Origin of the sequence: Streptomyces sp. L-9-10 (assembly GCF_004151105.1) — a bacterium.
Classification (GTDB): domain Bacteria; phylum Actinomycetota; class Actinomycetes; order Streptomycetales; family Streptomycetaceae; genus Streptomyces.
Genome location: NZ_PHRF01000051.1, coordinates 1 through 12,179 on the forward strand (window position 1 = coordinate 1; position 12,179 = coordinate 12,179).

The window sequence follows — 12,179 nt, forward strand, 5'->3', positions numbered from 1 at the left end:
CCCTCCTCCGCCTCGCGATCCTCCCCCGTAGCCTGAACGGCACGGGAGGGACCCCCTCCACCAGACCCCGCTCCCTGATCCGGCCTGATCCAAACGAACGACCCTAGCTCTGGACGGTCGCCACGCACTCCCGCACCCGTGAGACCTGCTTCGGGCTGTCCATCGGGACCCTGACCGTCGTCGTCTCCCCGCCGTCCAGCTCGACGTTCGCGTCGCCGAAGTCGACGACCGAGCCGGAGGCGTCCTCGAACCTCACGTCGACCTCGTAGCTGTCCGTCGGACCTGAGGTCGCTGTCACCCGCACGGTCGCGTAGGTGACGGCCTTCCGCTTGCCCTTCGCCTTGCGGACGCAGGTCACGACCCGCGCCTCCGGACCGTCCGTGGCCGTGGCCGCGGGCGTCGGGTCGCCGTACGAGCTGCCGGACGAGCCGTAGTCGTCATCGGAGTCGTAGTCGTCGTCCGCGTGCGAGCCCGAGTACGAACCGTTGCTCTTCTTGGAGTTGGAGCAGCCTCCCCCGCCACCACTGCCGCTGCCGCTGCCGCTGCCGCCACTCGATCCGCGGCTCTTGCCGCTCTTGCCGCCCGTGGAGGACGAGAACCCCGTCAGGGCCAGCACCACCACGACCAGTACGGCCGCGATTTTCAGACGTCGACGCATCACGTTCGAACCACTCCCCCGTTGTGCTCACTCGGGTACTCACTCACCCGATGGCCCAGGAGCCGCGCTGCCCATGGACCTGTCAATAGCGCGCGACACCTTAGCAGTTGGGGCACGGGCGCCCTCGGCCACGTGGCGCACGCCCGGCGGTCGCGTGGCGGGGTCAGGACACGCGGCGTAGCGTCGCCAGCGGAGCACGATCACGCACCGCGAAGGAGGGCCGGCGATGGTCCGTAACATCCTCGGCTCGCTGCTCGCTCTCATCGGAGCGGCCGCCGCCGTCCTCGGTCCCTTCCGTCCCTGGTACGACGGCAAGGAGGGGAGCGACTACCCGGTCTCCGACCTGTTCAACGGCATCTCGGGCAGCGGCGCCCACGTCTTCTACTCGCTCGCGCTGCCCTTCTTCTTCGCCGCCCTGCTCACGCTGTTCGCCGTCGTGCTGCGTTCGCGGATGTTCGTGGGGCTGGCCGGTCTTGTCGTGCTCGGCTTCACGGTCCTGTGGATGGTGCGCCAGGGCCAGTCGGCGGACGGTCTCGGTGTCAGCGCCAACGGTTCGGGCCTGGGCACCGGCGTCGCGTACGCCCTCGGCGGCGGGATCCTGCTGCTGCTGGCGGCGCTGGTGATGAGTTGGCGCCTGCGCCGCGCGCGGCGCGGGGAGCTTGAGCCCCGCTACGACTACGCGCCCCCGAACCCACAGCAGTACCAACAGCAGTACCAGCCCCAGCCGTACCAGCCCCCGTACGACCAGCGGTACCAGCCTCAGTACGAGCAGCCGCGGTACGAACAGCCCCAGCCACAGCCGCAGTACCAGCCTCCGTACGAGCCCTCGCAGCCATACGAGCCGTCGCAGCCGTACGACCGGTACGGATACGAGCGGTACGGGTACGAGCCCGAGCCGCCGCGGACCTCACCCCCGGAGGAGTGGTCCCGGCACGACGGCGACACCCAGTCGCTCCCCCGGATCTCCGACGAGCCGTGGAGCCCGAGCTCCACACCGCCGGAGGGCGCGCCTCCCGAAGAACCGCCCGACGCCCCCCGGCCACGCTGACCGCCCCTGCCCCCCTGACCGCCCCTGACGGACGTCGGCCGCAGGCCCCGAGGCGCCCCGCCAACTGGCCCGTTATCCGGCCCGCGATCGGCCCGCGCTCCGGCTCGTCATCTCGACGCGCGCCCCGTCGCCGTCCCCTTCACCGCGTCCAGCGCGTACACACAGCGGTCCTTGCTGCACGCGTACACCACGCCCCGCCGCGCCACGGGCGAGCCCGTGATCTCGCCGCCCGTCGCCAGCTTCCAGCGCAGCTGGCCGCCGCTCGCGTCGAGCGTGTAGAGGACATGGTCGGCCGAGCCGAAGTGCAGCCGGCCGTCGGCGACGACCGGCGCGCCGATGACCTCGCCGCCCGCCGCGAAGCGCCACTTGGGCGTGCCCGTCACCGCGTCCAGCGTGTACAGCGCGCTGCCGCTGCCGACATGGATGTTGCCGTCCGCGACCAGCACCGGTTCGATCGACTGCCGGGACTCCGTCGCGATGCGCCAGCGGTCCTTGCCGGTGGTGGCGTCCAGCGCGTAGACCGTGCCGAGGTAGTCGGCCAGATAGACACCGCCGCCGGTCACGGCCGGTCCCGGCGCGAAGGCCGGCGGCGAGAGGAAGACCGCGGGCGCCTCGAAGTGCCAGCGCACATGGCCGCTGGCCAGGTCGATGGAGAGCACGCGCGTACCGGCCGAGACATACAACTGGCCGTCGGCGGCGGGCCGTACCCGCACCGGCACGCCCCCGCAGGAGGCGGCGTCCCCGACGGGATACGACCACAGCTCGGTGCCCGTGCGCGCGTCCAGCGCGAGCAGCCGGGCGTCCTTCCACACGTACACCGTGCCGTCGTGGATCACGGGCCCGGCCTCCGGCGTCTCGAAGTCCGTCTGGGCCCCGGCGGTCTCCCACAGCTTGTCGCCGTTCGACGCCTCCCACGCCTGGACGCCGCCGCCGCGCGTGCCGGTGACGACCGTGCCCCGGTCGACCTTCAGGGAGTACACCCAGGCGTCCGTCTGGAGCCGCCAGCGCTCGGTGCCGTCCGCGCCGTCGAGCGCGTACAGCGTCGGCCCGTCCGAGGCATGGATCCGGCCTCCGGCGACGGCCATCGCCCACGCCACGTCCCGGGTCTTGAACTGGCGGCGTCCGCTGGCCACATCGAGCGCGTGCACCTCGAAGGAGGTGACGTACAGCAGGTCGCCGTCGACGACCGGTGTCCCCCAGACGTCGTTGGACATCCGGAACCGCCAGGGCCGCCAGCGGCCGGGAGCGCCGTCGGGGGGCTGGGCCGGCGAGGGCACCGGCGGGGCGGCCGGGGCGGGCGCGTGGCCGGTGGGTCCCTCCGCGCCGTTCAGCCCGGCGGGCGGGCGGATCCAGCCGGTGGCGGGGCCCGCGTCGGCGCCGCCGACGCCGACGCGCGTGTCCGCGACCCGGGGGCCGGGGCCGATCGGCACCGGCGAGCCGGGCAGTCTGACCGGGCCGTCCTGGGGCGCGGAGCGGGGCGCGTGCGGCAGGGCGGGCGGCGACATCGCGGGGGACGGCTCGGAGCGGCCCCCGTGCTGGTTCTCGTTCCCGCCGCCGCCCTGCCGCGCCGCGCCGGGCCGCCACGCGGCGTCCCAGTCGGGGCCCGCCTGCGCGGGCACCGGCGGCTCGTGCGCGGGTCTGGGCGGTACGGGGGCGACGGCACCGGCGGGCCGTACGGCGGGCGAAGTGCCCCGGCCGCCGGCCCGGCGGCGCTCGATCATCGCGGTGGCGAGATCCGGCAGCCACGCCGACGCGGTGCCGCTGTCGTCGCTGCCCGAGGCGAAGAGATGCGGGGCCAGCTGGGCCTGGAGGTCGGCGGGCGAGGGCCGCTGCGAGGCGTCCATCTTCATGCACGCCTCGATGAGCGGTCGCAGCTCCTCCGGGAGCCCCGCCAGGTCCGGGCCCTCGCGCAGCAGCATGAAGACCGTCTCGACGGGGTTGGCGCCATGGAAGGGCGCGTGTCCCGTGGCGGCGAAGACGAGCGTCGAGCCGAGCGAGAAGACATCGCTGGCGCCCGTCACACTGCGCGAGTCGCGGGCCTGCTCGGGCGACATGTACGCGGGCGTGCCCACGGCGACATTGGTCATGGTCAGCCGGGTGTTGGAGACCCCGGAGGCGATACCGAAGTCGATGACCCTGGGGCCGTCCTCCACCACCAGGACATTCGACGGCTTCATGTCGCGGTGCACGAGGTTGGCGCCGTGGATGGACTGGAGCGCCTCCGCGATCCCCGCCGCCAGCCAGCGCACCGCCTGGGCGGGCATCGGACCGCACTCATTCACTATTTCTTCCAGCGAGGGGGCGGGCACATACGCCGTCGCCAGCCAGGGCACGGCGGCCCGCGGATCGGCGTCCACGACGGCCGCGGTGTAGAACCCGCTGACGGCGCGGGCGGCCTCCACCTCTCTCGTGAAGCGGACCCGGAACAACTGGTCCTCGGCAAGCTCGGTGCGCACCGTCTTGATCGCCACCCGGCGGCCGGACGCCGAGCGCGCGAGATAGACCAGCCCCATGCCGCCGGCTCCGAGCCGCCCGAGCACCTCGAAAGGGCCGATGCGCCTCGGGTCGTGCTGCGTCAGCTGCTCCACTTGCGTGCCACCTCCCCGTACGGGCCACAACGGTACGGCCCCGTGCCCCCTGATTCTTCCTGTCGGAGGCGGCGGTTGCGAACCCGGGGGCGGATCGGGGTGTCTCATCCCGATCCGGACACTTCATGCGCTTTCCGGCTCCGCTTCCCGTTCCTGCCCGGGTCTCGCGCCCCGCTCGGACCCCTCCGCCGCGCGGTCCTCCGCACCCGGTCCCACCCCTGTCACCACCGCCGCTTCCGGCCCCGGCGCGCGCTCCGGCTCACGCGTCGGCTCGGCCAGAACAGCGAAGTACGCGCCCTGGTTGTCCAGCAGCCCCGCCATCCGTCCGTAGTCGATGTCGAACGGAGGTGCGGTGATCCGGCCGCCGAGCCGGACGACCGCCGCCGCCGTCTCGTCGCAGTCGTCGACCGAGAAGTAGCTGAGGAAATGACCGGGCAGCTCCGCCGGGAACGCGTCCGTCATCACACTGCGCCCGCCGATCGCGCTGTCCGAGCCCGGCGCGGAACCGGCCGGGGACCACAGCCGGAAGTCGACGCCGTCCCCCGGGAGGTCCTTCCCCCGGAAGCCGAAGACCTTCTCGTAGAAGGGATCGACGCTCTCCTTGTCCCTCGTGTAGACCTCCGTCCAGCAGAAGGATCCCGGCAGGCCCGTCTTCTCGAAGCCCAGGTCCTCGCTCACCTGCCAGAGTCCGAAGACCGCGCCCGCCGGATCGGCGGCCAGCGCCATCACGCCGAACCGTCCGACGGCCAGCGGCTCCCGCACCATCTGGCCGCCGGTCTCCCTGATCCGCTCGCTGAGCGCGTCGGCGTCCGGGGTGGCGAAGTAGACGGTCCATACGGTCGGCATCCGGCCGTCCCGCTTGGCGACGAGGCCCGCGACGCGCTTCCCGCCGCTGAACGCCACGGTGTAGTGCTCGTCGTCCATGCCCCTGGCCCGGCCGAAGGTCCAGCCGAACAGCTCCCCGTAGAAGCGCTTGCCCGCTTCCAGATCGGGGAGTGACACATCCACCCAGCACGGCGTGCCTTCCGCGAATGCGTCCATGTCCCGGACTCCTTCCGTATGGATAAATAGAACAATTGATTCATTATCGCAGCGTGAACCCGCCGCCACCCCGAGTTATCCACCGAAGTTGTCCACAGGCTGTTGATAACACTATTCAAGCCCGCGCCCGCGCCGCCCGCCTCCCGGATCCACCCGCGCGCCCCCCGACGACGCCCGTGCCGACGCCCGCGCCGACGCCCGCGCCGGACCCGCCGCGCGATGGCCGGTTCCCCATTTGCTTCGGCCAAATCGCGCTGGGATCACCCCTCGGTAAGCTGACTGCATGACAGGACAAGTGCGCACCGTCGACGGCCGCGTGGCTGGTCGACGCGGGCAGGCGACGCGGCAGAAGCTGCTCGACTGCCTCGGCGAGATGCTCAGCTCCTCGCCGTACCGGGACGTCAAAGTCATCGACGTCGCCCGCAAGGCGGGCACGTCACCCGCGACCTTCTACCAGTATTTCCCGGACGTCGAGGGCGCCGTCCTTGAGATCGCCGAGGAAATGGCCAAGGAGGGCGCCGGGTTGACCGGGCTGGTCTCCGGCCGCTCCTGGGCCGGCAAGGCCGGCTGGCAGACGTCCGAGGAACTCGTCGACGGCTTCCTCGACTTCTGGCGCAAACACGACGCCATCCTCCGGGTGGTCGATCTGGGCGCGGCGGAGGGCGACAAGAGGTTCAACAAGATCCGTATGAAGATCCTGAACTCAGTGACCGGTTCCCTCACGGAGTCCGTGAAGGAGCTTCAGTCCAAGGGCAGGATCGACAAGGACATCAGCCCGGCGGCGCTGGCAGGCTCGCTGGTCGTGCTGCTCGCCTCGGTGGCCTCGCACCAGAAGGGCTTCCAGAGCTGGGGCGTGAAGCAGGCCGAACTGCGGCCGACGCTCGCCCAGTTGGTCCATCTGGGCATCACCGGCAAGAAGCCCGCGAAGTAGCGCGCCGCCCGAGGGCACCAGCACGAACAGCAGGACGAGCACGACGAGCAGGACCAGCACGACCAGCACGACCAGCAGGAACCGTACGAACCGCATGAACAGCGGCGCCAGCCGCACCGAGCGACAACAGCGGTACCCCGACTGACGTAACCCGCCGAAGCGGGCCGGCGCCTGGGCCGGCGGTCACGTACACACGTACGACGTGCCCCGCCCCGTTCTGTCACGCCGGCGGCAGCAGCCGTTCCACCAGCGCCCCGATCAGCGCACCGGCCTCCTCCGCCGGGAACACCCCCCTGAATGCGTCAGCCGCTCCACCACCAGCCAGTTGAATGGTCCGCATGGACGACGACAGGCGACAAGAGACCTTCCGCGCCCTGCTGCGCGCCCAGCCCGTCTGGGACACCGACCTGCCCGTGTTCGATCCGGCGGACGCGCCCGACGAGCCGCTGCCGCTGTTCCACCGCTGGTTCGCCGAGGCGGTGGCCGCCGGCCAGCCGGAGCCGCACACGATGACGCTCGCGACCGTCGACGAACAGGGCAGGCCCGACGTACGGACGCTGATGCTGCACGACGCGGACGCACACGGCTGGCACTTCGCCTCGCACGCGACCAGCCGCAAGGGCCGCCAGCTGGCCGCGCGCCCCGAGGCCGCGCTCGGCTTCTACTGGGAGGCGCAGGGGCGTGCCGTACGCCTGCGGGGCGGGGTCCGCACGGCCGGTGCCGAGGAGAGCGGCGCGGATCTGCGGGTCCGCTCGACGGGAGCGCTGGCCTCGGCGCTGGTCGGGCGGCAGAGCGAAGTCCTCTGTTCGGCCGGGGAGTTGGCGGAGGCGAGCGCGGCGGCGTGGGACCGGGCACGGCGGGAGCCGGACGCGCAGCCGCCGTCCTGGACCGCGTACACGCTCGTGCCGGACGAGGCGGAGTTCTTCCAGGGCGACGCGCGCAGACAGCATGTACGGCTGCGCTACCGGCGCGAAGGAGCCCTGTGGGTAAGGGAATTGCTCTGGCCATGAGCCGCCGTACGCCGCCGCGCGCCGCCGTACGCCGGATGTGATCGATTCGCAACCCTTTCCTTGTCTTGACCGAGTCCCAACAAGTGAGGTTCCGATTACGCTCAGCTTTCATGCCCGACGATTCCGACCGCGCCCACAGCCTTCCCGTGTATGTCATCGGCGCGGGCCCCGGTGGGCTCGCCGTCGCGGCCGCGCTGCGCGAACAGGGCGTACGGGCCGTCGTACTGGAGAAGTCCGATGCCGTCGCGGCCTCCTGGCGCCGCCACTACGACCGGCTGCGGCTGCACACCACGCGCCGGATGTCGGCCCTGCCCGGTCTGCGGATCCCGCGTTCCTTCGGGCGCTGGGTGCCCCGCGCGCAGCTGGTGCGCTATCTGGAGAAGTACGCGGAGTACCACGGCCTGGACATCGTCACCCGGGTGGAGGTCACCCGGATCGAGCGCTCCCCCGACGGGACCGGCTGGCTGCTGCGCGCGACCGGTGGCCGGGAGCTGACCGGCCGCGCCGTCGTCGTGGCCACCGGCTACAACCACACGCCGAGGCTGCCGTCCTGGCCCGGCCGTGAGTCGTACGGCGGCGAGCTGCTGCACGCGGGCGAGTACCGCGACCCCCGGCCGTACGAGGGCAAGGACGTACTGGTCGTCGGAGTGGGCAACACGGGCGCGGAGATCGCCGTGGACCTCGTCGAGGGCGGCGCGGCGCGGGTGCGCCTCGCGATCCGTACCGTCCCGCACATCGTGCGCCGCTCCACGCTGGGCTGGCCGTCGCAGGCGACCGCCGTGCTGATCCGCCGGCTGCCGGTCCGGCTGGTCGACCGCGCGGCGCGGGTGCTGTGCCGGATCTCGGTGCCCGACCTGTCGTCGAAGGGTCTGCCGCGCCCGGACACGGGCCTGTACTCGCGGGTGCGCGAGGGCGCGATCCCGGTGCAGGACGTGGGTCTGGTCAAGGCGGTACGCAAGGGCCGGGTCGAACCGGTGGCGGCGGTCGAGTCCTTCGAGCCCGGCAAGGTCGTACTGGCGGACGGCTCCCGGATCGCGCCCGACGTGGTCATCGCGGCGACCGGGTACCGCCGGGCCCTGGAGGACCTGCTGGGGCATCTGGACGTACTGGACGAGCGGGGGCGTCCGGTGGCCCACGGCGGCCGTACCCCGGAGCGGGCGCCGGGCCTCTACTTCACGGGCTTCACCAACCCGATCAGCGGGAACCTCCGCGAGATGGCGAGGGACGCGCGCAAGATAGCGAAGGCCCTGGCCTCCTCCCGGACCGCGTCTTCTCGTTAGGGCCCGTCGACTCGTCAGGGCCTGTTGACTCGTCAGGGCCTGTCGCCGTGCCCTCTCTCACGCACGAGAGGGCACGGCGGCGGGGTCAGCGCGGGACGTCGAAGGTCGCGGCCTCGGGCACGAACGTCGTGTCCCCGTCCTTGGCCGTCGCCAGCACGGAGACGTTCCAGGCGCCCTCGGGCAGCTCGGCGGCCTCCTCGGGGGTGACCTTCAGGGTGTAGGTGCACGCGGAGGTCCGCGCCGAGGACTTCTCGCACGTGGCACTCTCGGCGGTCGCCACTTCCGCGGCCGTCGGCCTGAGGTCCGAACTCTTCGGCCAGGCAAGGACCTTGAGGCTCCGGACTCCCGAGGCGTCGGTCACCTTCGCGGTGAAGGTGAGCGAGCCCGCGGCGCCGCCGGCCGGGGCGACGTAGCGGGCCGCGCTGTTCTCCACCGACGGCTTGGCGGGCGCGGCGGCGGACGGGGCGGCGGACGGCGTGCCGGACGGGGTGCCGGGCGAGCTGGCCGACGCGATGCCACCGATGGCGACACCGCCGAGAGCGACGGCACCGATGAGCGACGGAACGACGATGCGCAGGGACATGGGGATCCTCCTCGGAACGGACATCACGCGGATCAGCGACCTCGGGTGCTCGGCCACCGCACGGAACGGGAACAACCGGTTGCCGGTGCGTTCCGTGATGTGATCGAGCCTATGAGCGCGGATCCGCGCGGTCCTCGGGCTCCGGGATGATCAGCTCCTCTAACCAGGGATGGAGCCGGCCACGACCGGCCTGCGCCTGATCACCAGCGCCATCAGCGCCGCCGCCGCGCACAGCGCCCCCGAGGCGTACCAGACCACGTCGTACGAGCCGAAGACATCCCGCGCCAGACCGCCCGCGAAGGCGATCACCGCCGCGCCGACCTGGTGCGAGGCGAGGACCCAGCCGAAGACGATCGCGCTGTCCTCGCCGTAGTGCTCGCGGCACAGGGCGATCGTCGGCGGGACGGTGGCGACCCAGTCCAGGCCGTAGAAGACGATGAAGAAGACCATCGGCGGTTGGACGGAAGGCGCCAGCAGCATGGGCAGGAAGAGCAGCGAGACACCGCGCAGCGCGTAGTAGACCGCCAGCAGCCTGCGGGCCTCGAAGCGGTCGGTGAACCAGCCGGAGGCGATCGTGCCGACCACATCGAAGACGCCGATCACCGCGAGCAGCGAGGCGGCGGCCGTGATCGGCATGCCGTGGTCATGGGCGGCCGGTACGAAGTGGGTCTTGACGAGGCCGTTCGTCGAGGCGCCGCAGATCGCGAAGGTCCCGGCGAGCAGCCAGAACGGCCCGGTGCGCGCCGCCGAGATCAGCACCGAGACCGCGCGCCGCGCGGCGCCCGTCACCGGCGCGGGCTTGGGTACGAACGTCCCGGAGCCGTACGCGGGCAGGCCGACGTCCGCCGGATGGTCCCGCAGCAGCAGCCAGACGAACGGAACCACCGCGAGGGCGGCCAGCGAGACCGTGACGGCGGCCGGGCGCCAGCCGTGGTGCTCCACCAGCCAGGAGAGCAGCGGCAGGAACACCAGCTGCCCCGAGGCGCCGGCCGCGGTGAGGATGCCGGTGACCAGTCCGCGCCGCGCCACGAACCAGCGGTTGGTCACCGTCGCGGCGAAGGCGAGCGCCATCGAACCGCTGCCGAGACCGACCAGGACGCCCCAGTACAGGACCAGCTGCCAGGCCGCGGTCATCCAAACGGTCAGTACGGAACCGACCGAGATGATGGTGAGCGCGACGGCGACGACCCGGCGGATACCGAAGCGGTCCATCAGCGCCGCGGCGAACGGCGCGGTCAGTCCGTACAGCGCCAGGTTGACCGAGACGGCGAAGCCGATCGTGCCGCGCGACCAGTCGAACTCCGTGTGCAGCGGCTCGATCAGCAGACCGGGCAGCGAGGCGAACGCCGCCGCGCCGATGATCGTCACGAACGTGACGGCGGCGACGAACCAGGCCCGGTGGACGCGCCCCGGGGCGCGGGGCGGGAGCGGCGCGGGGGGCTCAAGCGGCACGGACGGGTCGGGCGCCTCGGCGCCGTTCGAGGAGAGGTCGGTTGTCTGGGTCACGTCAGACAGCATCGGGGGGCGCCGGGCCGCCGACGAGTGGCCCGACGGTCAGCATTCGCTGGGATCGGGCCACCCCCTCGCGCGCCCTCGCACCGCCCCACGACCACCGCCCCCACGACCTCCGCCGTCACTCCGCTCACTCCGCTCACTCCACCCGCTCCACCCGCTCCACCCGTTTCAGGCCCCGGATCGCCGGTACGGACAGCAGCACCGCGCACACCCCCACGTTGATCACCGCCCCGGCCACCAGCACTTCCCGTACCCCCACCGCCTCCGCGACCGGCCCGGCCAGCGCCCGCCCCACCGCCAGCATGATCAGCGAACCCGCCACGTCGTACGCGTGCAGCCGGTTGAGCGCCTCGTCGGGGATCTGCGTCTGGACCGTCGTCGACCACATGACCAGCCAGAACGCCAGCGACACACCCCCGACGAAGAAGCCCGCGGCCAGCAGCGGCACCGGCACGTCGTACGCCAGGACCAGGACGTTCGCGATCACCCCGAACAGCGAGAGCGCGCCCGCGAACAGGGGTCTGACCGGCCGCAGTCGCATCGCCAGCAGCCCGCCCGCCACATTGCCCGCGCCATGGACCGTCATCATCAGACCGAACATCGCCGAGCTGTGCCGCTCGGTGACGACGACCGCCTCCAGCGGTGTGATCGGGCCGAGCACCGTGATGCCGTACACCGACCAGACGGCGATGACCCCCCACAGCCAGGACCTGGCCCGGAACTCGCGCCAGCCGCCGAGGAGTTCGGCGAGCATCGACTCACCGGTCACCACCGGCGCGACCGACGCCATCCGGATCAGGAAGAGACAGATCCCGCTGATGCCGAAGGTGGCCGCGTTGACCCCGAAGATCAGGCCGGGCCCGCCGAAGCCGGCCAGCGCGCCCGCGATCGCGGGGCCCGCCATCGCGGTCAGCGACTCCGCGACCCGCAGCACCGCGTTGCCCCGCTGCACATCGGGCGCGAGCCGCGGGAGCATGCTGGCCACCCCCGGCTGGAAGATCGCGGCGCCCAGGCCGTTGAGCGCGCTGAGCGCGTAGACGAGCCAGAGCGCGGGCGCGGGCGCGCCCGCGGCGAAGGCGACGGCCAGCACCGCCGTGCCCACCAGTCGTACGCCGTCCGCCAGCACCATCATCCGGCGCGGCGTGAACCGGTCGGCCAGCACTCCCCCGACGATCACGAACCCGGCGAAGCACGCCATCCAGGCGCCGAGCGCGAAGCTGACGGACGACGCGCCGTACCCGGCGTCGAGCAGACCGGCGGCGAGGGCGACGGGCACCATGCCGTCCCCGAAGCGCGCGATGGTACGGGCGAGGAAGAAGAGCCGGAAGTTACGGTTCCAGAGGGTACGGACGACCCCTTCCGGCGCCGTTCCGGCCGGGGCTTCGTACGGATGGGCGGCCGGCTCGGGAATGCCCGGAGCCACCGTGCGCTTTTCTGTCACAGACGCGACTGATATCAAGGAATGGTCTGGACCACCAGAGTCCATCCGAGGAACGGACCACGAAGACCGGAGGACAGGAGAGCC

10 protein-coding genes are annotated in these 12,179 nt (G+C 72.1%); 4 read left to right on the plus strand and 6 right to left on the minus strand.

Annotated features, from left to right (window positions below; translation table 11 throughout):
- Positions 1–103: 103 nt before the first annotated feature.
- Positions 104–661: a hypothetical protein gene (locus CU044_RS14260; RefSeq protein WP_129768951.1), complete on the minus strand. Its 558-nt coding sequence runs from the start codon at positions 659–661 to the stop codon at positions 104–106.
- Positions 662–884: 223 nt separating this feature from the next.
- Here CU044_RS14260 and CU044_RS14265 point away from each other — a divergent pair, with 223 nt between their 5' ends.
- A complete protein-coding gene (locus CU044_RS14265) occupies positions 885–1,706 on the plus strand; it encodes a hypothetical protein (protein ID WP_129768952.1) in 822 nt (273 codons plus the stop codon).
- A gap of 107 nt (positions 1,707–1,813) precedes the next feature.
- Here the strand turns inward: CU044_RS14265 and CU044_RS14270 are convergent, their stop codons facing one another.
- On the minus strand, positions 1,814–4,294 hold the full coding sequence (locus CU044_RS14270) for a PQQ-binding-like beta-propeller repeat protein (RefSeq protein ID WP_240045584.1): 2,481 nt from the start codon (positions 4,292–4,294) through the stop codon (positions 1,814–1,816).
- A gap of 123 nt (positions 4,295–4,417) precedes the next feature.
- Positions 4,418–5,335, minus strand: a complete 918-nt coding sequence (locus tag CU044_RS14275) for a VOC family protein (protein WP_165371892.1) — start codon at positions 5,333–5,335, stop codon at positions 4,418–4,420.
- A gap of 283 nt (positions 5,336–5,618) precedes the next feature.
- Here CU044_RS14275 and CU044_RS14280 point away from each other — a divergent pair, with 283 nt between their 5' ends.
- The 3 genes from CU044_RS14280 to CU044_RS14290 all read left to right on the plus strand — a co-directional run bounded on the left by CU044_RS14280 (position 5,619) and on the right by CU044_RS14290 (position 8,556).
- On the plus strand, positions 5,619–6,266 hold the full coding sequence (locus tag CU044_RS14280; protein WP_129768954.1) for a TetR family transcriptional regulator: 648 nt from the start codon (positions 5,619–5,621) through the stop codon (positions 6,264–6,266).
- 338 nt (positions 6,267–6,604) lie between these two features.
- Complete coding sequence (locus tag CU044_RS14285) at positions 6,605–7,276, plus strand: pyridoxal 5'-phosphate synthase (protein ID WP_129768955.1); 672 nt, start codon at positions 6,605–6,607, stop codon at positions 7,274–7,276.
- A gap of 110 nt (positions 7,277–7,386) precedes the next feature.
- A complete protein-coding gene (locus CU044_RS14290; RefSeq protein ID WP_129768956.1) occupies positions 7,387–8,556 on the plus strand; it encodes an NAD(P)/FAD-dependent oxidoreductase in 1,170 nt (389 codons plus the stop codon).
- Between the two features lie 85 nt (positions 8,557–8,641).
- On the opposite strand, the gene CU044_RS14295 is transcribed toward CU044_RS14290, so the two are convergent.
- The 3 genes from CU044_RS14295 to CU044_RS14305 form a co-directional block, all read right to left on the minus strand.
- A complete protein-coding gene (locus tag CU044_RS14295; RefSeq protein ID WP_129768957.1) occupies positions 8,642–9,139 on the minus strand; it encodes a DUF5707 domain-containing protein in 498 nt (165 codons plus the stop codon).
- A gap of 159 nt (positions 9,140–9,298) precedes the next feature.
- A complete protein-coding gene (locus CU044_RS14300; RefSeq protein ID WP_240045586.1) occupies positions 9,299–10,657 on the minus strand; it encodes an MFS transporter in 1,359 nt (452 codons plus the stop codon).
- 133 nt (positions 10,658–10,790) lie between these two features.
- Entirely contained in the window at positions 10,791–12,095 is a 1,305-nt protein-coding gene (locus tag CU044_RS14305) for an MFS transporter (protein WP_240045588.1), read from the minus strand.
- Between the last annotated feature and the right edge of the window lie 84 nt (positions 12,096–12,179).

Excerpts from the sequence above, each read along its gene's own strand:
- CU044_RS14265 (WP_129768952.1), top strand. The coding sequence starts at position 885 with ATGGTCCGTAACATCCTCGGCTCGCTGCTCGCTCTCATCGGAGCGGCC.
- CU044_RS14275 (WP_165371892.1), bottom strand. The coding sequence starts at position 5,335 with ATGGACGCATTCGCGGAAGGCACGCCGTGCTGGGTGGATGTGTCACTC.
- CU044_RS14280 (WP_129768954.1), top strand. The coding sequence starts at position 5,619 with ATGACAGGACAAGTGCGCACCGTCGACGGCCGCGTGGCTGGTCGACGC.
- CU044_RS14285 (WP_129768955.1), top strand. The coding sequence starts at position 6,605 with ATGGACGACGACAGGCGACAAGAGACCTTCCGCGCCCTGCTGCGCGCC.
- CU044_RS14290 (WP_129768956.1), top strand. The coding sequence starts at position 7,387 with ATGCCCGACGATTCCGACCGCGCCCACAGCCTTCCCGTGTATGTCATC.
- CU044_RS14295 (WP_129768957.1), bottom strand. The coding sequence starts at position 9,139 with ATGTCCCTGCGCATCGTCGTTCCGTCGCTCATCGGTGCCGTCGCTCTC.
- CU044_RS14300 (WP_240045586.1), bottom strand. The coding sequence starts at position 10,657 with ATGCTGTCTGACGTGACCCAGACAACCGACCTCTCCTCGAACGGCGCC.